Source organism: Bacillus sp. FAU20, from assembly GCF_056033865.1.
This window is the reverse complement of record NZ_JBVYHY010000026.1, coordinates 362,916-388,521: the sequence shown is the minus strand read 5'-3', so window position 1 is coordinate 388,521 and position 25,606 is coordinate 362,916. Positions and strand designations below refer to the sequence as shown.

The 25,606-nt window shown below is 34.4% G+C and carries 22 protein-coding genes; 3 read left to right on the top strand and 19 right to left on the bottom strand.

Annotated features, from left to right (window positions below):
• Nucleotides 1–12: 12 nt before the first annotated feature.
• From rocR to AC0OM3_RS23855, 6 genes are all read right to left on the bottom strand, one after another.
• Nucleotides 13–1,398: an arginine utilization transcriptional regulator RocR gene (gene rocR / locus AC0OM3_RS23880; RefSeq protein ID WP_080029637.1), complete on the bottom strand. Its 1,386-nt coding sequence runs from the start codon at nucleotides 1,396–1,398 to the stop codon at nucleotides 13–15.
• A gap of 163 nt (nucleotides 1,399–1,561) precedes the next feature.
• The gene (ablB, locus tag AC0OM3_RS23875) at nucleotides 1,562–2,461 is read right to left on the bottom strand and encodes a putative beta-lysine N-acetyltransferase (RefSeq protein WP_131249950.1); all 900 of its coding nucleotides are present in this window, start codon (nucleotides 2,459–2,461) and stop codon (nucleotides 1,562–1,564) included.
• Nucleotides 2,458–3,726, bottom strand: coding sequence for a peptidase (locus AC0OM3_RS23870; protein ID WP_202822642.1), 1,269 nt, complete (start codon nucleotides 3,724–3,726; stop codon nucleotides 2,458–2,460). Before AC0OM3_RS23870 ends, ablB begins: the two co-directional genes overlap by 4 nt.
• Before the next feature lie 15 nt (nucleotides 3,727–3,741).
• On the bottom strand, nucleotides 3,742–4,404 hold the full coding sequence (locus AC0OM3_RS23865; protein ID WP_000525274.1) for a CoA transferase subunit B: 663 nt from the start codon (nucleotides 4,402–4,404) through the stop codon (nucleotides 3,742–3,744).
• Entirely contained in the window at nucleotides 4,389–5,087 is a 699-nt protein-coding gene (gene atoD, locus AC0OM3_RS23860; protein WP_000208101.1) for an acetate CoA-transferase subunit alpha, read from the bottom strand. The genes AC0OM3_RS23865 and atoD overlap by 16 nt, the downstream gene beginning before the upstream one ends.
• On the bottom strand, nucleotides 5,084–6,394 hold the full coding sequence (locus tag AC0OM3_RS23855; RefSeq protein ID WP_474213131.1) for an aspartate aminotransferase family protein: 1,311 nt from the start codon (nucleotides 6,392–6,394) through the stop codon (nucleotides 5,084–5,086). Before AC0OM3_RS23855 ends, atoD begins: the two co-directional genes overlap by 4 nt.
• Nucleotides 6,395–7,342: 948 nt before the next feature.
• Between AC0OM3_RS23855 and AC0OM3_RS23850 the strand changes: the two genes are divergently transcribed.
• Nucleotides 7,343–8,092 carry a DUF4397 domain-containing protein gene (locus AC0OM3_RS23850; protein ID WP_000083286.1) on the top strand — a complete coding sequence of 250 codons (750 nt, stop codon included), beginning with the start codon at nucleotides 7,343–7,345 and terminating at the stop codon, nucleotides 8,090–8,092.
• A 33-nt stretch (nucleotides 8,093–8,125) separates the two neighbouring features.
• Here the strand turns inward: AC0OM3_RS23850 and AC0OM3_RS23845 are convergent, their stop codons facing one another.
• Nucleotides 8,126–9,259, bottom strand: a complete 1,134-nt coding sequence (locus AC0OM3_RS23845; protein WP_000425086.1) for a BA2291 family sporulation histidine kinase — start codon at nucleotides 9,257–9,259, stop codon at nucleotides 8,126–8,128.
• Between the two features lie 237 nt (nucleotides 9,260–9,496).
• Here AC0OM3_RS23845 and AC0OM3_RS23840 point away from each other — a divergent pair, with 237 nt between their 5' ends.
• Nucleotides 9,497–9,889 carry a YueI family protein gene (locus AC0OM3_RS23840; protein WP_000247560.1) on the top strand — a complete coding sequence of 131 codons (393 nt, stop codon included), beginning with the start codon at nucleotides 9,497–9,499 and terminating at the stop codon, nucleotides 9,887–9,889.
• A 102-nt stretch (nucleotides 9,890–9,991) separates the two neighbouring features.
• Here the strand turns inward: AC0OM3_RS23840 and AC0OM3_RS23835 are convergent, their stop codons facing one another.
• The gene (locus tag AC0OM3_RS23835; protein ID WP_000716477.1) at nucleotides 9,992–11,416 is read right to left on the bottom strand and encodes an aldehyde dehydrogenase family protein; all 1,425 of its coding nucleotides are present in this window, start codon (nucleotides 11,414–11,416) and stop codon (nucleotides 9,992–9,994) included.
• 132 nt (nucleotides 11,417–11,548) lie between these two features.
• Nucleotides 11,549–12,904 carry a hemolysin family protein gene (locus tag AC0OM3_RS23830; protein WP_000356249.1) on the bottom strand — a complete coding sequence of 452 codons (1,356 nt, stop codon included), beginning with the start codon at nucleotides 12,902–12,904 and terminating at the stop codon, nucleotides 11,549–11,551.
• Nucleotides 12,905–13,258: 354 nt separating this feature from the next.
• On the opposite strand from AC0OM3_RS23830, the gene racA reads away from it, so the two are divergent.
• The gene (racA, locus tag AC0OM3_RS23825) at nucleotides 13,259–13,801 is read left to right on the top strand and encodes a chromosome-anchoring protein RacA (protein ID WP_000456019.1); all 543 of its coding nucleotides are present in this window, start codon (nucleotides 13,259–13,261) and stop codon (nucleotides 13,799–13,801) included.
• 96 nt (nucleotides 13,802–13,897) lie between these two features.
• Here racA and AC0OM3_RS23820 read toward each other — a convergent pair whose 3' ends face one another.
• The 10 genes from AC0OM3_RS23820 to AC0OM3_RS23775 all read right to left on the bottom strand — a co-directional run bounded on the left by AC0OM3_RS23820 (nucleotide 13,898) and on the right by AC0OM3_RS23775 (nucleotide 25,466).
• Nucleotides 13,898–14,494 (bottom strand): hypothetical protein, encoded by a 597-nt coding sequence (locus AC0OM3_RS23820; protein WP_000487795.1) that lies wholly within the window; start codon nucleotides 14,492–14,494, stop codon nucleotides 13,898–13,900.
• Between the two features lie 277 nt (nucleotides 14,495–14,771).
• A complete protein-coding gene (locus AC0OM3_RS23815; RefSeq protein ID WP_001178723.1) occupies nucleotides 14,772–16,622 on the bottom strand; it encodes a hypothetical protein in 1,851 nt (616 codons plus the stop codon).
• Nucleotides 16,612–18,429 carry an AAA family ATPase gene (locus tag AC0OM3_RS23810; protein ID WP_474213130.1) on the bottom strand — a complete coding sequence of 606 codons (1,818 nt, stop codon included), beginning with the start codon at nucleotides 18,427–18,429 and terminating at the stop codon, nucleotides 16,612–16,614. The genes AC0OM3_RS23815 and AC0OM3_RS23810 overlap by 11 nt, the downstream gene beginning before the upstream one ends.
• A 105-nt stretch (nucleotides 18,430–18,534) precedes the next feature.
• Nucleotides 18,535–18,795, bottom strand: a complete 261-nt coding sequence (locus AC0OM3_RS23805) for a hypothetical protein (RefSeq protein WP_000391449.1) — start codon at nucleotides 18,793–18,795, stop codon at nucleotides 18,535–18,537.
• 77 nt (nucleotides 18,796–18,872) lie between these two features.
• A complete protein-coding gene (locus tag AC0OM3_RS23800) occupies nucleotides 18,873–20,300 on the bottom strand; it encodes a basic amino acid/polyamine antiporter (RefSeq protein ID WP_000129445.1) in 1,428 nt (475 codons plus the stop codon).
• Between the two features lie 213 nt (nucleotides 20,301–20,513).
• On the bottom strand, nucleotides 20,514–22,025 hold the full coding sequence (locus tag AC0OM3_RS23795) for an ABC transporter permease/substrate-binding protein (protein WP_000181011.1): 1,512 nt from the start codon (nucleotides 22,023–22,025) through the stop codon (nucleotides 20,514–20,516).
• A gap of 3 nt (nucleotides 22,026–22,028) precedes the next feature.
• Complete coding sequence (locus AC0OM3_RS23790) at nucleotides 22,029–22,976, bottom strand: ABC transporter ATP-binding protein (protein ID WP_000614074.1); 948 nt, start codon at nucleotides 22,974–22,976, stop codon at nucleotides 22,029–22,031.
• A gap of 100 nt (nucleotides 22,977–23,076) precedes the next feature.
• Complete coding sequence (locus tag AC0OM3_RS23785) at nucleotides 23,077–23,634, bottom strand: YdcF family protein (RefSeq protein ID WP_474213129.1); 558 nt, start codon at nucleotides 23,632–23,634, stop codon at nucleotides 23,077–23,079.
• Nucleotides 23,635–23,698: 64 nt separating this feature from the next.
• Complete coding sequence (locus AC0OM3_RS23780; protein ID WP_474213128.1) at nucleotides 23,699–24,928, bottom strand: MFS transporter; 1,230 nt, start codon at nucleotides 24,926–24,928, stop codon at nucleotides 23,699–23,701.
• Nucleotide 24,929: 1 nt separating this feature from the next.
• Nucleotides 24,930–25,466 (bottom strand): NADPH-dependent FMN reductase, encoded by a 537-nt coding sequence (locus AC0OM3_RS23775; protein ID WP_000780352.1) that lies wholly within the window; start codon nucleotides 25,464–25,466, stop codon nucleotides 24,930–24,932.
• Nucleotides 25,467–25,606 lie beyond the last annotated feature (140 nt).

Here is a 25,606-nt window from a genome sequence, read left to right as displayed (position 1 = left end):
AAAAACCGCCGATTATTCGGCGGTTTTGTCGTACTTGCTCAGTTTATATTGAAGCGTTTGACGAGGGATACCCAACATTTTTGCGGCTTGTAATATATTCCCTTCCGTTTCAATCAACGCTTGATCTATCAATTCTTTTTCTGTTTGATGAAGTGCTTCTCTAAGTGGCATTATACCCTTCTTCTTCGAAAACGTCTCTTTCCGAAATATACGTGGTAAACAATTGGCTGTTAATGTATTTCCTTCTGCAATAATAACAGCATGTTCAATCGTATGTTTTAACTCCCGGACATTTCCAGGCCACTGATAAGCTTGCAGTCTATCTTTCGCTTCCTCATCAATTTGAAGTACACCTTTTTTATAACTTTTATTATATTCTTTCAAAAAATAAGATGCTAATAATAGTACATCCTCAGTTCTTTCACGAAGCGGTGGGATATATAATGAAAATACGTTTAAGCGATAATATAAATCCGTGCGAATTTTATTCTCTCGTAAACATATTTCTGGAGGCTGGTTCATCGCGGTAATAACACGAACATCTACTTTTCTCGTCTTATTATCACCAATTCTTCTAATGACTCCATCTTCTAACACTCGTAACATTTTTGCCTGCAAATCAAGAGGCATTGAATTCAGTTCATCTAAAAATAATGTACCACCATCAACCAGTTCAAATAGCCCAGCTCTTTCAATCGCTCCTGTATAGCTTCCTTTTGTCGTTCCAAACAATAAACTTTCTAGTAGCGACTCTGGTAAAGCTGCACAGTTTTGTGCAATAAATGGCTTATTTTTTCTTTTAGAAGCTTCATGAATTGCTTGTACGAACAGTTCTTTTCCTGTTCCTGTTTCACCATATATTAAAACATTCGCGTCTGTTGGTGCTACTTTTTGTGCTAACTCTTTCGTCTGTTTAAACCGCGTATCATTTGTCACTATCGTCTCAAATGCAGCGTGCTTTTTAATCACTTTTTTTCTAGATGATCGCTTTATTTTCGACTGTAAATCAACAATTGTGTCAGTAAGTTTTTGAATTGTAGAGTAATCCTTTGCAATTTCAACAGCCCCAGCAATATTCCCATCTATAAAAATAGGTAATGTCGTATTTACTGTACAAACATCTTCACCATTTAAATTTTGATAATGCTGTACTTGATGTACGATAGGTTTTTTTGTATCTAGTACTTTCATCAATGTACTCGTTTCCCTTGATAAAGACGGGAACGCTTCTAACAGATGTTTCCCTAACACTTTTTCAATCTTCGATCCATCGTGTTTTGCAGCTACAGAATTATAAAATATTGTAATTCCATTCTCATCTACAGCGTGTATAGCCTCATCAATACTGCCCAAAATCGCTTCAATGACTTCTTGTGTCGAAACTGCTAGCAATGTCATCCCCCCTCTTGCCGAAAATCCGGCAATTATATGCCGAATTTTCGGCATACCTATGTGCGATTGTAAGCATGACGATTCCGTTCTATAATTTTGATCAATTTTATATTTTCATTAGATAACTCGAGACTCTAATTAGTACGGCTTTTCGAACACCCAGCTCCACCTAACTGTTTTGCTTTACAGCTAAATTTTGAGGCGAAATTTTTACTGCTTTCGAATAGCTAGATAGATTTTTCACCCATATATTCATATCTTCCAACTTATCGAAAATGTAACAATTATTCGCCAGTCTTCCTGTATACGTATAGCCTAACTGATGAAAGGCAGCATTCATTCCGAAAGAAAGCGATCGAGCAATTGTATAGGAGCAGAAAATAGATCTTTCTCGAAGCTCTTCCTCTAATTTAATTAGTAAACTTTTCATAAATCCATGTTTACGATATTCAGGTAAAGTAGCACAATTTGTTAATTCTGCATTCCCTTCCTTTATGTTCATTTCTGCAGATGCTGTACTAATAATTTTCCCCTCAAATTCATATACGTAGTAAATTGTATCGTCTTCTTTCATCGTCTGTAATACATAACTCGCTTCATTTAAAGGTGTCGGATACACTTCAAACACTTTTCCGAATACAATTGCTAATTCTTCTGCATCTTCTTCAGTCGCTTTTCTCAGCAAAAATTTCTCTGGAACTACTTTTTCTTTTATTTCTTTCCCTTTTACACCGCTTAATATAGTATCTTCCTCAGTCCAATGCATACTATTTCGTCTTTCATCATTATTATATTTCACAAAAAAGTATGCATCGTGTCCTTGAAAATAATGAGGTATCGTTGCTTCCAACAAAAAACCGAAAGAGAGCCATGTTGAAACATGCTCTCCCTTTCCTTTAATAATACATTTAGTGAAAGAATGTTTCTCTGCTAGTTCGTCAATTGTCTGTATAATACTTTCAACATTTCCTGTATAGTGATCTACCCGGATACGTTTATTAAAATAATCTAAAACACCTTCTACTGTATAACAATTCGTCTGTTCTCTAAAAGATTCATAGTATTTCATTTTTTCACCTCACACCAATCTAGTAATGTACATGCAATAATTTTTGCGGCAGCTATCATTTTATCAACTTCTATATATTCGTTTGGATAGTGTGCTACTTTCGTCTCTCCTGGACCAAATACTATTGTTGGTACGTTTGCAATTTGTGTAAATAAACCTCCATCAGTCCCCCACGGAGATGCTTCAATAATTGGTTCGTTCCCTTCGATTTCAACAAAGTTATGATGAAGTGTTGTAATGAGTTCATGATTTTCTTCTAATTCACCAGGAACCCATCTTGCTCCAAACCATTCTACTTCTACCGGATTTTCAACAAACCAATTGTCCACATCGTTTAATTCAACAATCCAATTCTCAAACTCTTCTTTTGCCGCCTCTATAGTCTCATTCGGCGCAACACCGCATCTTCCTTCTAAAATTAATTCATCGGGAACAGAACTTGGCCAACTCCCTCCTTCAATTTTCCCAATGTTAATTGGAATCGGAATCGGAATTCCTTTAAATAACGGATCTGTAATTCGACTATTTCTTTTCTCCTCTAGCTTTCTTACATGTTCTATAACAAACATACTTTTTTCAATTGCACTAACCCCTTCATAGCGCGTTCCACCGTGTGCAGCTTTCCCTTTTACACGTAGACGAAACCACATGGAACCTTGTTGTTTCGGGAAAAACTTCATATTAGTAGGCTCTGGAATAATGACACCATCTGCCTTATATCCTCGTAATATAGTTGCTAATGTCCCAGCTCCGCCACTTTCCTCTTCTATTACACTTTGAAAATAGATGTCTCCTTTTAATTCAATGTTAGATTCAATAATCGCTTCCATCGCAAGCATAAGTGCGACATTTCCGCCTTTCATATCCGTCGTTCCACGGCCATATATACGATTTCCTATTTTCTCACCGCTATAAGGATGATGTTCCCACTGATTCACATCCCCTTCTGGAACTACATCAATATGCCCATTTAATATCATAGATTTCCCGTCGCCACTTCCTTTTAAAGTTGCTACAATATTTGGGCTATCTGAAAAACTTGTACGGGGTGATACAAAATAAGGATGATCTTTCATTTTAGAAAAAGAAGGCTCCCATATATCAAGGTCTAAACCTAATTCACGTAATTTTTCAATCACAATTGCCTGCGCTCCGCTTTCATCACCAGATACGCTCTTTTCTTGAATTAATCGTTTTAAAAATTTCACACTTTCCTCTTCATGGCTCTCAATATAATCACAAACTTGCTTTTTTAATTGCTCCATATATTACATCTCCCTTCATTCAATTACTAGTAAGTTAGAACTAATTTGAAAATCAGCTTCTGTATGTCGTTTTACATCTTCTACTGTGTATGGGCTCATTAATTCTAGTAATATAAGTCCACTCGGAGTTACCTCCATGACTGCCATATCAGTAATAATTAAATCTACACATTTCTTTGAAGTTAATGGCAATGTACACTCTGAAACAATTTTTGCATTTCCGTACTTATCAACATGATTCATCACAACAACGACCCGCTTCGCTTTTTGTGCTAAATCCATTGCTCCACCAATACCTGGAACACGTTTTCCAGGTACAATCCAGTTTGCTAAATCACCATTTTCACTTACTTGTAATGAACCAAGAATCGTTATGTCTAGCAAACCTTTTCGAATCATACCAAACGCTGTGCAACTATCGAAATAACTCGCTCCTGTTATAAGAGAAGTTGGTAAACCTGCTGCGTTACACAAATTTTCGTCTTCATTCCCTTTACTTGGCGTTGGTCCCATGCCGACGATTCCATTTTCCGCATGAAACATAACATTTATATCGTCAGGCAAATGATTTGGTACAAGCGATGGTATGCCAATACCTAAATTTACAATCATGCCATTTTGTATTTCTTTCGCCGCTCGCCTAGCAATCTTATCCCTCACTTCTACGCCCATACCCATTTCCAGTTCACTCCTTCCGACGGTACAATATAATTTACGAAAACACCTGGAACGACAATTTCCTCTGGATCTAAACTTCCAAGCGGAACTATTTCTTCTGCTTCTACAATTGTTATATCCCCAGCCATAGCTACGTGAGGATTCATATTTCGTGCACTTTTGTCAAATACAAGGTTACCAAACGGATCTGCCTTTTTCGCATATACAATTGAAACTTCAGCAGTTAACGCTGTTTCAACTAAGTAGGTCTTACCATCCATTTCAACTGTTCGTTTTCCCTCTTCCACAATCGTATCAACACCAACATCAACTAAAACACCACCAAGACCAACGCCACCAGCGCGAATGCGCTCTGCTAATGTTCCCTGCGGAGAAAACTCAATTTGTAATCTTCCCTCGTTTAGTTGCCTTCCTGCATTTGGATTGGAGCCAATGTGAGAAGTAATTAGTGATTTAACTCTTTCATTTGTAACAAGACGACCGATACCTACATCAGGAAATCCAGTGTCATTTCCAACCAAATTTAAATTTGTAATGCCTTTTTCTAAAATTGCCTGTATTAAAGATGGAGGGGATCCAATCCCTCCAAATCCCCCAAACATTAATGTCATATCATCATGGAACAAAGAAATTACTTCCTCAATTTCTTTTAATTTACCGAATGTATTTGTAATAGTTGTCATGCGATACTATGCCCTCCTTTTTGCATCATCTCTTCCACACTTTTAGAGAAAATTGAAAGTAATTCATCTAACTCGGAATATGTAGTTGTCATTGGCGGTGCTACAAGCAGTGCACTATCTTCTTTTCCTGCTTGCCCTGAAACGGCTTGGTATAAAAGTAGCCCATTTTTAGCTGCAACTGAAATAAGCTCTGACGCTTTTGTAAACGGTTGCAATTCTACTCCGATTAGCAACCCTTTTCCGCGCACATCAGCAATGATTGTCGATTGTTGCTGAACTTTCTGTAAGCCTTTTATTAAATACTCTCCCTTTTCTGCTGTTTTTTCAGGGAGATTATGTTTCTCCATATATTCAATAACAGCTAAAGCCGTTGCTGCAGACAAGGGATTTGCACTTAACGTATGACCGCTCATTACTGAACGTGATCCACGTAATATTGGTTCCATAACACGATCACTTACAACTGTCGCTGCCATCGGTGTATATCCCGCTCCTAACCCTTTACCAAGTGTCATAATATCCGGCTCTACACCCCAATGCTCCATCGCAAACCATGCTCCAGTACGACCAAGCCCAGTCATTACTTCATCCGCAATAAATAAAATATCGTAATGATTACAAATATCTTTAATGACTTTATAATAGTCCTTCGGCGGAACAACCGCGCCTCCAGCTGCTCCGATAATCGGCTCAGCAATAAAAGCAGCAATATGCTCTGCACCAATTCTTTCAATTGATCTTTCTAGTTCAGTCGCACATGCCAGCTGACAAGTTGGATATACCTTTTGAACAGGACATCTGAAACAATATGGAGCTGGTATAGTCGGATAGTCTTCCAAAATAGATACAAAACGTTGTCTACGTAGTGGGTGACCAGACATCGATAAAGCACCCATCGTAATGCCGTGATAACTCATCCATCTTGATAAAATTTTATGTTTCCCTTGAATACCTCGCTCTTGAAAATGCTGAATTGAAATTTTCATAGCTGTTTCATTCGCTTCCGTACCACTATTTACAAAAAAACTCCAGTTCAAATCTCCTACACTTAAATCACTTAACTTCTTCGCTAATTTTTCAGCTGGTTCACTCGTAAACTGTGATCTATAAACGAAAGCAATCTCCTCAGCTTGCTTTTTAATAACGTCTGCAATCTCCTTTACGCCATGCCCAATACCTGCCGTAATTGCTCCTGACGAACCATCAAAATATTTATTGCCATTTTGATCATACAAATAAACACCTTTTCCATGTGAAATCATTGGATACGGCTGACCAACAAGTGGTTTAATTAAGTAATCGCGCATAGCGCTCCCCCATTTCTCCAATTTGTATATATATATGAAGAAAATTGACGTTTCTTTCATAAAAAAGAATCCTCTGCAAAAGCAGTGAATTTATCAAAAAACTATTATAAAATATACAAATGAGTGCTTAAAAATATTTATAAAACAGAAAATTCAGAACTCTAAACGAAGACCAATCCTTTTCTATACGCCCAAATAACCCTCCCTTTTATATGAAATGACTACATCACCAAATGTTTTTATAGCATAATGTCAGCTGTCCTTAAATGCCGACATTCTGTACACTTCGACGGAACTCCCGTTAAACTCCTTCCTATTATCCTACTTTAAATTGCATATTTTAAAACAAATTTCGACACCCCACCTTACTAATCAATTCAAATTCCTATTTATTATGTAAACTTTTCATTTTTAAACTATAAAAAAAGAACCGATTAACCACACTAATCAGTTCGTCATGACGCTCTCTTATGGGTTAATACTGTCAATTGCTAAAATAAATAGAAAAATGAAGTTTACAAATTCATCCTACAGCTTATAACACAAAATCTTTTCATAACTTCATTCACAATTACTATCGGGATATCCCTATCCCGAAGTGGCACTCCTTTTCTCAGATTTAAATTATCTTTCCTTTATAATTTATGTAGGACAATTATCACTTTGTATGTGTATTTGCCTATAATTAAAAAAATCCCTAGTTTTCTAGCGATTTTTGGACATGTATTCTATATGTTAATTGAAATGCACTTACAATTTGGCATTTATTTTACTTTCATACAGTCATATGTACTGCTTTACTCTGCGAAATACTCATAAGCACCAGCACCTCTTTATGACAACATATTTGTTGTCAATTTTTAATTTCCCCTCTATAAAATCATTTTTTTCGCATAACCGCTTTCTTGCTTCGCATATAGTTTTAATGATGACAAAGGAGGAATGTTCATGTCTCAATCTGAAATCGAAAAATATGGACAAGAAGTTACACAATACGAACAGCTCGCACGTTACTATCAGTTTCGTAATCCTAAAAAATATATAGAATTATATATGAAATATTACGATGCACTATCAAAACTTGTACAGGCGTATGAAACAAGAGATTCACAAGAAGCTGCTTTACCTTCACATATAAGAATTTTTCATGCCAATCCAAATATACCGGCTGTTGACATTTTAGTAAACGGACAAAAAGTTATTAAAAATATTTCATTTAAGCAATTCAGCCCTTATTTATCATTAGTACAAGGTAAATACCGTATAGATATTGTTCCTGTCGGAAATGAAACTCCAATCTTTTCAGCGCTGGTACCAATAATGGGAAATCATACTTATACTCTTGCTGCAATAAATAGTGACAATCACCTACAATTACAACCTATACTTGATAATACACATTTACCAGCTGGTCAAGCCAAAATACGCTTTGCACATTTCTCTCCAGATACCCCTGTTGTAAATGTAGATTTAAAAGATGGGGATCATTTATTTGAAAATGTACTCTTTAAACAAATAACAGATTTTTTGCAAGTTAGCCCTGGTACAGCAGATATTGAAATTTCACTCGCAGATAATAAAAACGTTTTACTGACTATACCGAAATTCAATGTTGAACCAAATGTTATTTATACAATTTCAATAGTAGGTTATTCAACTAAAGATCCTAAATTAGAAGCCGTCATACTCACAAATTAAAACAGTCTACACCATTCATTTGGTGTAGACTGTTTATTTTTGAAATGCAATTTGAAATTCTGTCCAATCGTTATCTGATCGACACATAATGGACCCATTATGTTTTTCCACAATTTGTTTACATACAAATAATCCAATACCAGTTCCTAACTTTTTAGTAGTTACAAATGGTTCAAAAATCGTTTCTACATTTTCAGCTGGAATCATTGGTCCATTATTTTTTATCACAATTCGAATAGCTTGATCTTCTTCAAATACATCGATGATAATTTTTCGTTCTTCTTTCATTGATTCAAGAGCATCAATTGAATTCATTAATATGTTTAAAAATACTTGTCTCACTTCACTTCGATAACCAACAAGCGGAATTGGATACGGTAAGTTCTTTTCAATCAAAACATTCGCATTGACCAAACTCGGATATAAGAATTGTATAATGTCTTGAAACAAGTCATTAAGCCAAAACCGTTCCGATTCATTCCACATTTCTTTTTTCGATACGAGTAAAAATTGCGAAATACGAAAATTTAATTGGTCTAATTCATGCGAAATAATATCTAAATACGATAAACTCGGATGATCTGCCTTTAATAATTTGACAAACCCCATAATGGAAGTAAGCGGATTACGAAATTCATGTACAAAACTAGCTGACATTTGTCCTAAAATCGTCAGTCTTTCTTTATGTGTTTCGTTAATATATTGCTGTTTTTCCTCTAAATTCTTCGATATAATTTCCGAGTATTTTAAAACGGTATAATAAATTAATTTGTCAAAACAAGTATGTATTTTTGCCATAATTGGTTTCAATTCACGAGCACTAACATCTAATTCACACATCGCTTCGAAAAGTTCATTTCTTCCCACGTTTGCGTTATAAACAAAATCTCCAATATTCGCATCTGCTCCAGCACGTTCAATAGCAATTTTCTCGCATAACGGTTGAAGATAATTTATATCTTTATCTTCCATAGTAAGTTCGATAATTAACTCTAGTAAATCCTCTCCATTTTGAACTACTTCTAGTTTAAATGGATCTTTTTCGGAAATTATCATTTTGTTTTTCCAGTTCTCTACGAATTGGTGCCTATTGTTTTTCAAGTGTGAACAAAATATTTCTTTAATATCCTTATCGATTGGAAAAACCTCCATTCCCTCCATTTCCATACGACGAATACCCTTTATATTTTGAATATTAACACAAAAAATAAGATTCGTTAATAGATTTTTGTCACATTTTGTTAATTTCTGTTGATAAAATTATTTTTTTCTTTCTTATTTAACTAATTGTATGTAAATCCCCTTTTTCCTTCACATATTTTCATTATTTCCTTAGTCAAAACGACTTTTTTTTGCATCATTTTTAATTCTTGCGTACAATAGAAAATGAAAGGTGTGAAAAATATGGTAAATAAAAATGTGGAAGATTATCTCCAAGAAGGCATTTACGGCCAAAAGCAAAACAAACCAGAAGAACGTAATATGTATTTAACTACATTACGTGAGCGTGTGGAAATCGCTTTAACGATCGGTCAAGTAATGCAAAGTAATGTATACTCTGAAGTGGCGGGTAGCATGCGCTCTTCTCAATCATTACAACTCCTCCTAAATGGTGGCATTGCTTACCCACATTTATCAAAATACATTAAATTAGCAAACGAAAAAAATGTTCCTTTTACAATTGTTCAAAATAAAGATACAAAAACACCAATCGGTTTAGTATTAACTCATGCTACTGCTGTAGATAAAGAACAAATTTATGTAGAAGATACTATTTTCAAACAAGAAATGAAGTAAAAGTTACACTTAATTAAATAGTTACTAGAAGCGTAAAAAACGAGTATGGAATCGTAAACATTTCCTACTCGTTTTTTAGCGCAAGTTTTAAGTTTTTCTACTTTATTTTTTAATACATACTAATTTCATTTCTGTCATTTCTTCTATTGCATATTTAATTCCTTCGCGCCCCGTGCCACTTTCTTTCACGCCACCATAAGGCATATGATCTACTCTGAACGTTGGAATATCATTAATCATGACACCACCAACCTCTAGCTCATCAATTGCACGCATTGCTTTAAATAAATTATTTGTAAATACCCCTGCCTGTAAGCCGTAACGCGAATTATTTACTTGCTCAATCGCTTCATCAAATTCTTTAAATGTATTTACTGTCATGAGTGGACCGAATACTTCTTGGCACTGCACAGATACATGATCTGGAACATTTGTTAATACAGTTGGTTCAAAAATTCTTGCATCCTGCTTTTTACCACCGCATAAAACAGTTGCTCCTTCCTTAATTGCTTCTTGAACCCACATATCAATTCGCTCTACATCTTTTTTTGAAATTAAAGCTGATACATCCGTTTCCTCAAGCAGTGGATCACCAACAACAACTGATTCCATCGCTTTCTTTAGCTTCGAAAGAAATTCATGTATTTTCGTTTCATGTACAAAAACACGTTGTACGGAAATACAAACTTGCCCATTATTAACAAATGCTCCCCATTTTACACGTTCAATTATTTCATCTGTTAACTCTACATCTTCATCAATAATAACAGCAGCATTTGAGCCTAGTTCTAACGTAACTCGTTTTAGCCCAGCCTTTTGTTTTATTCCGATTCCAACTTTTGGACTTCCGGTAAAAGTAATAGAAGCAACATAATCATTTTTGACGATTGCCTCACCAACCGTGGAGCCAGGGCCAGAAATGATATTTAAAGCTCCATTTGGCAATCCTGCCTCTTTAAATAACTCAACTAATGCATAAGATGATAATGGCGTTTGATCAGCTGGCTTTAATACAACTGTATTTCCGGCAGCAATTGCTGGTCCAACTTTATGCGCTACTAAATTTAATGGGAAATTAAATGGTGTAATAGCCCCTATAACCCCAATCGGCTTTCGGATTGTATATGCAATACGCCCATTCGCACCAGGTGCGGCGTCTAATGGCAATGTTTCACCATATATACGCTTCGCTTCTTCAGCTGCAAATTTGTACGTTTGAACAGTACGATCTACTTCTCCCCTTGCAGCACGTATTGGTTTGGCAGCTTCTTTTGCAATAATCTCTGCAAATTCTTCTCTTCTTTCATCCATTTTTTGTGCAACTTTCTCTAAAATAGTCGCACGATCATATGCAGATAATTTATTCATTTTTGTCATTGCATTTTTTGCAGCAGTAACAGCCTCTTTTACATCTTCTTCCGTTCCTTGTGCAATTTCCGCTAATGTTTCTTCAGAATATGGTGCGTATAATGGTTTATACGTGTTTACAGTTTTCCAATCTCCATTTATATATAAATGCTTTTTCATACTTCTTCTCCTTCCAAATATATGTATACAACAATATTTCACCTAGTGAAAGAACTGACTTATTTCATTGTATCATAGCCCCTATCCCTCAAAAAACATTATGCTCAAAAAAACTCTGCTATATAGCAGAGTTTACGAGCTAATTTGCTCTTGTAACGAAATTTGTTTTTCATCTTCTAAAATAACAATCGATTCTACTATCTTTGTAACTTCTAATCTTTTTATATATCGTCCATCTAATTCTTTCACACAAAACTTATAATTTTCAATTTCAATGGAATCTTCTTCAGCAATCTCTATATTCTTCGTTAAAATCCAACCACCGATTGTATCAACACCATCATCATCAATCCCTAAACCAAATAACGTATTCACTTCACTAACAAGTACTTTTCCCTCTAGTATCGTCTTCGTTTCACTAACCTTTTGAATTTCTGGCTGCTCATCCGTATCAAACTCATCCTGAATATCTCCAACAATTTCTTCCAGAATATCTTCAACAGTAACAAGTCCAGATGTTCCACCATATTCATCTATCAATATAGCAATATGTGTTCTTTCTTTTTGCATTTTTAAAAACAAATCATGAATTGGAATAGAATCGATAACTAAAATAATTGGTCTCATATATTGCTCTACTGTCTTCTTATTAGCAGCTTTATGTTGTACAAATTCAGTAAAAATATCTTTAAAATTCACAAAACCTATTACATGGTCTTTGTCGCCATCAACAACTGGATACCTTGTATATTTTTCACGAGACATTTTTTGCAAAGCTTCTTCAGCAGGCATCTCTTTACTTATAATATTCATTTCAGTTCGAGGTACCATTATTTCTTTTGCAATCCGATCATCAAATTCAAAAATTTTATTCACATATTTATATTCAGATTGATTAATCTCACCATTTTTATAACTTTCTGAAACTAACAACCGTAATTCTTCTTCTGAATGTACCTCATCATGCCCCTTCGGCGGTTTCAGCCCTAGCAGCTTCGTAATGATTCGAGCTGAACCATTTAATAGCCAAATGAATGGGAATGCAATACGATAAAAGAAAATTAACGGCTTAGAAACAAGTAAACTCACCTGTTCAGATTTTTGAATTGCAAATGTTTTTGGGGCCAATTCCCCTATTACAACATGTAAAAAAGTAATTAACAAAAACACTAAAATTACAGCAAAAATGTCTGCTAGTTGAGTAGAGATATTCCAATTTGCAAAAAGCGTATCAAACATTTGCTTTAACGCAGGTTTACCAAACCACCCAATTCCTAAAGCTGTAACAGTAATTCCCAGCTGACAAGCAGATAGATATTCGTCTAAGTTTGTAATGACTGTTTTGACCGATGTTGCACGATTATTTCCTTCTGCAATTAAATAGTCAATTCGTGAACTTCTCACTTTAACAATTGCAAATTCTGCTGCAACGAAAAATGCCGTTAAGGCAATTAAAACAATCACTATACTTATACTATATATGTCCAAATACTTTTCCTTACTTACATTGTAAGCAAGGAAGCCACCTCCTACTTAATTTTATTCAAGTGAAGTAAGCATTCTAATACTCTAACAAAATTCTACATTAGCAACCACCTTTTTATATATTATATGCATACATAAAAAAGATATTTATCATTATGATAATCTAATTCATTTACACTCGTCAAATTATTCTAAATGCTACGATAAGACATTTTTATTTAAACGAACTATTCTTCTTAACTTAATTTCGTGAAAAAACACTTTCTTTGCCGATTCCACACTTCTTTTGTCGCACTAGAAGGGAACTTACTTTATAGCTCGAAATCATTCAACAGGATATATATAGGAGGGATTATTTTGGAATATAAAACACCATTTATCGCAAAGAAATTAGGTGTTAGCCCAAAGGCTGTTGTTCGGATCGCGCAACAATTAAATCTTACGATAGAGAAAAACAAATATGGCCACTTTATTTTCACACAAGAGGATGTCGATCAAATGTTAGAACACCATCGATTTCAAATAGAGCAATCTCAAAATTCTCAATCTACTCAAAAAGCTTCCTCAGATGAGGTTGAGGAATTAAAAACTCAAGTTAATACAATTGTTCAAAACATATCATCGAATGATTTTGAGCAATTAACTAATCAATTAAACACTATTACGAGAAGACTTGATCGAATGGAAGAACAAATGCAAGATAAGGCAAATGATGTCGTCACGTACCAACTTTTACAACACCGTCGTGAAATGGAGGAAATGTTAGAGCGAATTCAAAAGTTAGAAGCTGCCCTAACGAAAGAAGAACCCATTTATATTACTCCTGATTCAAAACCAACATATGAACGAGAAAAGAAACCGAAGCGCCGCAAAATGATTTTTAGTATATTTGGATTATAATTTTTAGACCCTTATTAAAATAATAAGGGTCTTTTTTAATGAAGAGTTATATCCTATACAAATATTATTCTCTTTATTATACATATTCACTTCGCTTTATTTCGTTAACATAATATTTTTACTGTATTCTGCAATTAATGCCTGTGCATGAGCATTCCCTTGAATCACATCACGAAATTCTTTTAAAGAATACAAATGCGTAACCCCTTTTCGAGCATGAATTCTTACTGGTACACCTTGTAAAGTATCATGAAACTGAAATGGATTATCTATCGGTTCAATTGGAAAACCAAGTGTAAGTAAATACATATACATTCTTTTTGTTACTGCTGCAATGTACCATTCAGCTTTTGTTTCTAACGCATGTATAAATAAAATAGCTGTTAGCCTTTTGAAATGTCCTCTCCCACGAGACGTTTTCGAAATACTTAACTTGCCTATTTCATACACATTCTTCAAATCTTTTACTAAATCATTTTTAGAAAACGGATAGAAAAACTCAGAATTCGATTGCTCAGGTACCGTATACTTAATACATTCTACTGTACCAATAGGATGTTCATCTTCTATTAATAAAAATCGTGATGGATTTAAATTACGTTCTACGAACATTAAGTTTCTTTCTTCACAAAAATCTCCCCATAGTTGTTCGAACCCAAAATGTTCTTCCTTTGTTTGAACACGCTGGAACATATTTAACCGCCTTTCCCATCGCCGCTCTGTTTTTTGATAACGCTTTCACCATCTATCATATAAGAACAAATCTTCGTATGCAACTAAAAATATTTATGACTTATTATATTCTGCAAAATGAATTAGATTCCAATTTAATCGACTTTTATCCCGCGCTCACATTCCTTTTAATAACACATTTGTATCACTTTTCAAATCTAAATTACATTATGTTTCTTTCCATACAGCATATAATTCTTCTTAATCTAAAGAAATCCTTTATGAAAAAGGATTTCTTTTACTTCTTAATGCTTTTTAACCATTTTTCAAAAATTTGTACCATCCCATGTTTTCCAGCTAATTTCTCTTCCCCTTGTTTCGTCTTATATGGATATAACTGCAAGAAAACACCGCATCCAGACTCAATTTTTTTGCTATGCATATGGCTTCCTGGATATACACAAATGACTTCATAAATTGACCTTCGATAATAGACTCGCTTTCCATCCTGTTCTTCTACATACTTTATAGACCAGTACTTATACATTTGCTCAGTTGCTTTCGTATTTCCGACGTGCTGAAAAATATTGTACATTGGACTATACTTCACTTCAATAATAATAGAAGATTTATATACGTATTTCCCACCTTCTTTTACATAACAGTCTAAGCGAATATCTGGCTTCTTCGTATCCTCACCATTGTAAAAATTACTACCTTTACTTAATGCAATAAGAGGATGTGTTTCAATTAAGTCATTAAATGCGACATGCACCTTTATATCATCTCGTTCTAAAACTACTGTCGTTCCATCTTGTAATCCATCTACATAAAAATGTTCTTGTATTTGTTCACGAATGGAGTTTCTAGCCTCAAAACCAATTTGCTCTAAAATTGAAATAACGATAAAAAAAGCGTAATATTCATACACTAAAAACGTTGGCTTATAAACAAATAATAACGATGGAGATTGATCCGTATATTGCGGGAGTACTTCTAAATGATGTAGTAATTGTTGATGTGGTATCGGTAAATCATGTAAGTTCATATTACTTGTTTCAGTAACTTCCCTCCAAAACGAAGAGTGCATTAACATTTGAAAGTATTGTACATTTTCATGTACAATATGCGCCAATATTTTATATTCTTGTATTTTCATTGAGCTCTTTCGTAAATCGGCTTCTTTTAGTAAATGTATATTTTTATATTTTTGCTTCTCTCTATCGGTTACTGATCCATTACGCTCAATTGTTTGTATAATCGTTTTTACAGCTTGAAACTCTTCTGATTTTTTCTTTTTTTCTCTTTCTAAGATTTCAATTGTTTGACGTAAAAAGCTTTTAGCTTCAATTAAATAATGATAAAATTGCATCGCTTTATATTTAAGAAATGCATTTTCCTTACTATTTTTTTGTTCCATAAACTTACGATTATAATGTTTGGCATAAGGTTTTCGTTCTGCCACTATAGTTCCTTTTCTTGTTGGCTTTCGCTCTTTTCCTTCCCATTTATATTCATTTATAAATTTTGAGCTTGATTCTATTTTCTTAAAAATTGGCTTTATCATTTTCATTTTTTGGGGTAACTTTCTAAGTAACACTAAATAAGAAGAATCCTCAATATCGCTAAGTGCAGAGAAAGTCTTTTTATAGTAACCTCTATCCAAAATCAACTCATTTAAAATTGACTTCACATAGTCTTGAATCATTTCAAATTGATCATCAAAAAAATTTTTCGGTACGATTTGAAATGCGCCATAATACGTTGTATCTTCTATACGCACTTCAAAATGGTATAGACCACAGCGCCATGGATAAAAGAATTCTGTTTTCCCATGTTCATATATTAATACTCTTTGTTTTTTTTCATTTATTTCATATTGAGCCTCTTTTATATTTTTCTGTCCCTCATATACTTTATTCCATATAAAAGTAATATTCATTGGGATTTCATAATTGTACTGCAATCTTATTGGTTTTAATTCTTGTACTTTATAAATACATTGAACTAATGCTGTAGTAGATGTACAAAGACGATTTAATAAAATATAATCTCCTTTCCCCTCATTTCCAATGATTAGCTTTAATACAAAAGGGAGCGTTTCATTCGTATCAACGATTTTTGTTTCGTAACGCCCTTCATTTTGCATATCCATACAACTCCAGTTCTCTACGTTTTTCTCGTATATATGCTAAAGAGTGTTCAAATGTAGATACTCTGTTAGCAAGTGCAGATTGCAAAAGAGGTACTAAGGTCGCCCCCCTTTTTGCTTCTTCAGAAAGTAAAGGCCCAACCATCATTTCGGTCCCTCTGATTTTCGTCAATACACGCTGCTTTATTTGTAAATCAAACCCCTCTTCTCTACTGATCATATAGGTATGGTTATTTTGGAACGGTATGTTTTGCAAATAAGTCGCAATTGCATTTGCACATCGGAAAGAAATTCCCTTAGACGCGTCATGTGATGACAATACGACATGCAACTTATCTAATAGCTCTAATTCTTCTTCAGAAAATACTTCAATCATCGCTTTATTTCTCATCCAATTTATCCGAAATTCTCCCGCTGTTACTTTCAAAGGTGGATGTAATACGACTTTCCCCTGTTCCAGGCCCATCTCACAAAACGGAATTTTCTGTAACGTTATTAGGTTCGTTCGGTCTAATAATCGATCAGAGAGCTCTTTCGTTGTTTCATCAAAATTCACAGTACCTACAAATATAATATTTTCTCCAATTTCAATTGTTGATGGAATTGAACTCTCTATGTCCTGTACACCCTCATACAAGTTTAAAATACGATTTTTTGTTTCAAGTTCAAGAACAGATAGAAACGGAGTAAACCAATGCTCAATATGAGACATGTTCATTTCATCAAAAACGATTATATACAGTTGATTTGGATTTTCTTTCGCCTTCATTAACGTCCTAACTAACTTCGTTTCACTTTCAATAAAAGTACCATTTGGATGAAGGTAACCAAGTAAATCAAGTGGTTCTTGATACGATGGCGAAATTGGAATCCAAACCAACTCTTCCCCATACTGTAATCCTAATGCTTCTGCATAAGTTTGCACAAAACGCGATTTCCCAACACCCGGTATACCACCAAGAATCGTTAACATATTTGTTTTTACACTTATATGGAAATTATAAATATCCGTTTCATCCAAATATAACCCTTTATTATGCACCATACTTTGTACATACTGTAAAAAAGACGATTCACGCTCATCCCATTCCCATTCATCTTTTTGCACTTTTATATCCTCTACTTCAACTAGCTTACCTTCTTCATGCATTCGTTTTTGTAAGTGCTCATACACATGATCACTTACAAAATATAATTGATCTTCTACCGCTATTTCTACATACTTCGTCCAGTCACTGCAGTTTATATATTTACATTCACGTTTCTGTTCAAAATAGGCAATTGAGCTAATTGATGACTTTAAAGATATGTTTCCATACAGTCTTCCATCGTGCCACAATAATTCGGGAGACTCAAAGTCTTTCGGAAATTTTGGCATAAGAAATGATAAATAACCGTTGCTAAGTTTTCGTTCTAAAGATTCTCTTTTTTTATTATTTGTAACTTTAGGTGCCGGAATCATTTTATAGCTACTTGCTATTTCTTTCGGTTCTTCTGTACATATTAACTCCACGTATACATTTCCTCTTTCATAATAAAGACGAAACATTACTAATTGCTTTTCTAATTTCCTCTTCTTTAATTCCGAAAAGATTTTTTCATTCTTTTTATTGCTACATAACCCTTCAAATACATATAGTTCATTTGCAAATTGTTCCTGTAAAGTGAATGGTATTGGCGATAAGCATTGTACAAAGAAATTTTCTCCACTCTTCTCTTTCTCAGCTTTTGTAAATTTCCCTAAAAATCTCATATAGTACATTCGTTTTATAAAACTTGGTTGAAGAGCTTTATGTAATTTCACCATAGTCACCTTCTTTTTTCATACTATTCTTAGTGTATGAAAGAAACGAAAAACTAGAAATAAAAAACCTGACATTATCCGCCAGGTTCAAAATGAAAACTTATATTAATGAGAAGGAAATGCTTTTTTCTCTTGTAAAATTGCATTATGAGCAATTTTCATTTTCGCAAGTACGTAACGTAATCGATCTTCAGCGTTTTCATCTTTACTTGTTTGTAATTCCGCCAAATTTTCAACAGAACTTGCTAAATTTTCAATGACTCCTCTCAGTTCAGGATGATGATTAAAAAAAGATTCTTGCACTAATACTTTCCTTAACTCACTAGCTAAATCAATTATTCTAGACAACTGTTCTTTTTCTTCCATTCTCATCCCTCCTGAATATCTTATGTAGTAAATATTCTCTAAACGAAGAAAAAAGCCCTTTAAATGAAAAGGACTTTTTACATTTTTATATTTCCAGTTAATAACATATACAGTGATGTGATAGCCGCAATAATAATTGCCCACATCACATATTTCTCTGCACCTGCAAAGCAACGGTTCCCTTGTTCTTTTCTTGCAAACGTGTAAACAATAATTCCAATTCCATACACAATTGAAACGAGTAGTAAATTCTTTAAACCAGCTGCATAAAGAAGCCATACAGAGTAAATAGAAGCAATTAAAGCTAACGCTCCGTTTTTGAATTTAGCGTCCCTTAGCTCGTTTGTAATGACTAATTTAAATTGGAATAACGCTGATAATAAATATGGTAATAAAATTGATGTTGATGCAATGAAATACATAATTTGATATGTTGATTCCGAAAACAAAACGATGATAAATATAATTTGGGCAACACCATTTGAAATCCATAATGCCATGTGTGGTGTTTGCTTTTTATTTGTTTTCGTAAAGACTTTCGGAAATACGCCATCTTTTCCTGCTACATGAGAAATTTCAGAAACAAGTAAAAACCAGCCAATTAATGTACCGACAAGTGAAGCAACTAATCCGATGTTAATCGCAACTGCACCCCATGGACCAACAACGTGCTCTAATACATGTCCCATTGACGGAGTTTCTAACACAGAAAGTTCGCCTCTTGTCATAGCTCCCATTGACAGGACAGAAATTAAAATATAAATGGACATTACTAAAATAAGTCCCAATACTGTTGCCTTACCAACATCTCGACTATTCTTCGCTCTTCCAGATAATACAACCGCTCCTTCAACTCCAATGAAAACCCAAAGTGTTACAAGCATTGTATTTTTCACTTGACCAAGTATAGCGGAAAGTGAGATCGTTCCTTCTCCCCAAAAATCATGTGTAAATGTGTCCCAGCGAAAGGCTGTTACCATTACAACAATAAATAAAACGATTGGAACTAACTTCCCTATTGTTGCGATAACATTCATAATAGAAGCTTCACGGATCCCAAATAAAATTAGAAAATGAAGTGTCCATAATAAAAGTGATGCCCCAACGATAGACGCAACATTATTTCCTCCCTTGAAAATTGGAAAGAAATAACCTAATGTACTAAACAGTAACATAATTGTTGCGACATTACCTAAGATTCCTGCTAGCCAATATCCCCAAGCACTATTAAATCCAATATATTCACCAAAACCAGCACGTGCATAACTATAAATTCCACCTTCAAGTTCCGGTTTTTGTCTTGCTAACGTTTGATATACGAGCGCAAGGGGAATCATTCCCATCGCTGTAATACACCAGCCAATTATTATTGCACCACTGTTTGCTCCTACTGCTAAATCATGCGGTAAACTAAAAACACCGCCACCAACCATTGTTCCAACTACTAATGCGATTAATGGAAAAAATCCTAACTTCTTTTCTATTTGTACCACCCCATCTGTCATTCTAGGTGTTATGTTCGTTCAACTATTAAAGTCACCTTTTTCTCTAATAGACGTTTCTCTTATATTTTTTCAGGAAAACATTACTTATTCTAAAAGAAAATGAGCAAAAATGGAATACTTTTTTGAAAAAATGTATAAGTATGCACAAAAAAACCGCTCATTTTGTAATGAACGGTCATTTCAAACATATAAATTTGTATATTCCTTGTAAATTTAACGAAGTAAATTCTCTTTTTGTAAAAATTGTTTTGCGACTTCTTCACTACTTTTACCATTTACGTTAACTTCATAATTCATTTTTCGCATTTCTTCATCTGTAATCTTTCCAGATAATTTATTTAATACCTTTTCAAGTTCAGGATATTTCTGTAACGTTTCTTTTCTTAATAATGGTGCTCCTTGATAAGGTGGGAATAGCCCTTTATCATCTTTTAGCACTTTCAGTCCGTATTGCTCCAATTCACTATCTGTTGAATATGCATCAATTACGTTAACATCTCCAGATTCAATTGCGCTATAACGCAGCTTCGGCTCCATCGTTTTAACATTCGAGAACTTATAGTTATATAATTTTTGCATTCCTTTATAACCATCTTCACGATCAGCAAATTCCAATGTAAATCCTACTTTGGCTTCCTGCGCAACATTCCCTAAATCAGAAATTGTATTTATATTCTTTTGATCTGCTATTTTTTTCGGCATGGCTAGTGCATATGTATTGTTATACTCCATTGGCTTCAACATAATCATATTATATTTCTTTTCCATTCCAACGCGAGCCTGCTCATATACTTCATCACGATTTGTACTCTTTGGTTCTTCTTTCACGAAAGTAGATAAAGCTGTTCCTGAAAATTCTGGGTATATATCTACTTCCCCTGATTTCAACGCTTCAAATACAAATGCTGTTTTCCCAAGACCTGGTTTTAATTGTACGTGTAAATCTGTATCTTGTTCAATAAGCTGCTTATACATTTGAATTAAAATTTCAGGTTCTGATCCAAGTTTGCCCGCAATAACAATATCTTTCTTTTCTGTACTCCAAAGAAATGGAGAAGCAATCATTATACAAACAATACATATCATCAATATAACACGCTTAGAAGAGCGTTTCGGTCGTTCAAGTATGCGAAGTACTATATCAAAGAATAAAGCGAGTAACGCGGCTGGTACGGCCCCTAAAATGATAAGTGCATGATCATTTCGATCTATACCTAATAATATAAGCTTACCGAGCCCACCAGCACCAATGAGAGCTGCTAATGTAGCCGTTCCAACAATTAATACCATCGCTGTACGAATACCGGCCATAATAATTGGCAATGCAAGAGGAAGTTCTACCTTCCACAATCTTCTCCAACTATTCATCCCCATAGCTTTCGCGGCTTCTATTAGAGATTCATCTAATTCCCTTATTCCTGTATATGTATTTCGTAAAATAGGTAATAGTGCATACACAACTAATGCGATAATCGCTGGAAGTTTTCCGATTCCTACTAACGGAATTAAGAGTCCAAGCAATGCAAGTGATGGCACTGTCTGCATTACTGCAGAAGTTCCTATTATAAATTCAGCCATTCGTTCTTTTCTTGTTAATAAGATGCCAAGTGGCACTGCTATAATTACTGCAAAAAATAATGAAATAAGCGATATTTGTAAATGCTCACTTAATGCAGTTAGTAATTCTATTTTTCGTTCTTGGAACGTTTGTATAAAATTAGTCACTGTTTAGCCTCTTTCCTTCATTTGTTCAACAATGTAATTGACAATATGACGACTTGTTAACGCTCCAATATATTGACCGTTTTCTTCAACTGGAACGACCTCTTCATCACGCACACGAACTAGTGCTTCTTGTAAGGAAGAATGTAATGATAGCGCCTGCCCTTCTAATTGCACACTTTGATCAAGTGGCAATACATCTGCTACACTTTTCCCCTCATACCAAGTTCGCCCATGATTTCCAATGAACTCCTCTACAAATTCATTTTTCGGATTATGTATAATTCCTTCTGGTGTATCTAGTTGAACAACTTTTCCTTCTTTCATAATACAAATACGATCTCCAAGTGATAATGCTTCTTGCATATCATGTGTTACGAACACGATTGTTTTTTGAATCTTTTTTTGCAACTGTACAATATCCTTCTGAAGCTGTTCCCTACTTAATGGATCTAACGCACTAAATGGTTCATCCATAAGAACGATTTTCGGGTTTGCGGCTAATGCTCGCACGACACCGACACGTTGTTTTTGTCCTCCTGACAATTCATCAGGCATACGATCTCGATATATATCCGGATCTAATCCAACCATATGTAACAAGTCATCGACGCGTGCTTTTATTTCCTTTTTGCTCCATTGCCTCATTTCAGGAACAACTGCAATATTTTCAGCGATTGTCATATGAGGAAACAAAGCAATCTGTTGCAACACGTATCCTATATCCCAACGTAATTCGTTTATATTATATTGTTGAATATCTTTTCCATCGATTAAAATCGATCCTTCAGTCGTTTCGATTAAACGATTAATCATCTTCATTGTCGTTGTTTTCCCGCAACCACTCGGACCGATAAGAACAAAAAATTCTCCCTTTTTAATTTCTAAATGCAATGAATCCACTGCTTTCGTGCCATCTTCATACGATTTTGACACATGATTAAATTGAATCACAAATACAACTCCTTTACTGTTGTTTCCTTTATTTTGATGGAATATGGCATTCATTTCAAATGATACGCTTTTAAATTAAAAAAGAGCTCACATTTGAGCTCTAACGGTCGAACAATATTGTTTTCATAATAGCAGCATATTCGCGAACATACATTTTTCTCTTAGAACGAATTGGTGTTTCAGCAGCTAGTGCCTCCATCTTCATGCCTAAACGCTTTGCAATTATTTTCGTTCGATATAAATGATACGTATTACTTACAACTACTGCATGTTTCACATTATATAAATCCATACTAAACTTTAAGTTTTCATACGTATTTGTAGATTGATCTTCTATTAAAATACGACTCTCATCTATACCGTGTACCATTAAATAGTTTCTCATGCTGTGAGCTTCCGGTATATCTTCATCTTCTCCTTGACCACCTGAAACAATTACTTTCGATTCAGGATGGGAAAATAAATACTCCAACGCTACATCCAAACGATTTTGAAGAGATAAAGACGGTCTATCTCCAAATAACTTTGCACCCAGTATAAGAACGTACAGAGAGTGATAGCTCAACTTTTCACGAGCAACTTTGTTCATTCTAAACGTCATATAAATGATATATAGTGGCGGTAATAATAAAATTATAAGAAAGATCCATTTGTTCATAAATAAGTTTGCACTCCCTTTCTTTTTATTATATAAAAAAAGAAAGGGAGGCAGAAGTGTTTTTTTAAACGATTGATTTATTAGAAACATTCGCCGCTACTTTACGTTGTGATAGTACATAATAAATAGCTATTCCTAATGAGAAGATCAATATGCAGCTTAATACGTAAAATGGAAGCATTTCTCCGGCTTTAGATACACCCGCTGTAAACAACATTAATAATACAATTCGTATTCCAGTACCAATTAGGCGAAATAAGCTGTCTACACGTCCCATTACTTCATTTGGAATTTCCTCCATCATCAATACATTTCTCGCCACTCTTGTACCCGCATTTCCAATTGCATGAAAAATCGCTAGTCCATATAAAAACAATACAGAAGGTTCAATACTCATTGCAGTAATTGAAATTACATAAATGAACATCGTCATAACGATTGAAACTTCTGTTTTGATATATTTCATTATGAGTGGAATACAGATCCCTGCAACAACCGCTCCGACACCGTACATCGTGCCCTCTATTGCGTATACAGAGGCATTGGCTTTTAGTATATCCGAAATATACACTGGTATTAAATAATTTGCCATCATGACACCTATAAACGGCATATAAGTGGCCAGTAAGAACCAAAAGAGCTTAGGACATTTTTTCATAAAGTGAATTCCTTCAAACAATTGCTTCTTAAATGTTATTTTTCTTTTCACTTCTTTTTTCTTTACGTACGGTATACATAAGAAAAGAAAAAATGCTCCAGCAAAAGTTAACATGTCTACTAACAAAATCCACTTCAAAGATACAATTTCAATTAAGAAGCTCGCGGCCGCTCCAGAAATAACTTGTGTTAACTGTCCTTGTATTTCCATCGTTCCACTTAAACTTTTATAATGTTCTGCTTGAAATATCTCTTGGTTGAACGCAAATATTGTAGGATAAAATAATAAATAGTAGAATGATCCGGCTATATAAATAAGAATATAGTGAATAGAATGATAAGGTTGCCCAGCAAATCCCCATATAACCATTATTCCGATTACGGCTATTCCGATTCCTTCGTTACATAGCAATAAAGATTTTCTTGAAAAACGATCAATACTTTGCCCAATGAATGGTGTTAATAAAAACATAATGAGGGTTGCAATGATAGAAACATAACCAAATGTTGTCTCTCCTCCACTCTCTTTAATTAACAGCCAAGGAATCGTTATCATAACAATCCCGGAACCAATAGCAGATAGACTATTGGCTCCTAGAATGTAATACAAGCGAGAATCATGATAAAGTGAGGACATATCACTCCACTCCTAGTTGTTTTTTCACCTCTTTATATACGCTCATATATGCTTTCAATTCTTTAACTACATCATGAATTAATGGTTTTGCATCTTCCCCAAGTTCACCATCTTGCACATGTAATCCATCAAGCACAACTTGTTTTGGAATTGCATTTGCATAAACACCTCTAGCGACCGTTCGCATGCTGTTTAATGCATTTATTCCACCTTTACCGCCACCAGCAACCGCTAACAACGCAACTGGTTTATGAATAAATTCACTACTACTTAAGTAATCTAAAGAGTTTTTCAGCGCACCGCTCATCGCATTATGATATTCTGGTGTACATAATACAACCCCATCCGCAGCTTTCACTAACGTTTTTAATTTTTTTACTGCCTCTAAATCACGTTGTGACTCTTCTCCATTGTATAAAGGTAAATCCTCAATTGCTAAATCATATAATTCCCCTTCAAATTGATCCGCAATATATTTCGCCACCACGCGAGTTCTACCAAATTTTCTTGGTGTACCGTTAATAACAACTAGTTTCATGATTATTTCTCCCCTTTGTTTTCAAGTTCTACTTATATATTATCAGAAATTTCTATACAAAACACAATATAAAGAGTTAACTTGCTTCATAAAATAGTATGATAAACAAAAAAGAACTCATACTTTCGTATGAGTTTCGT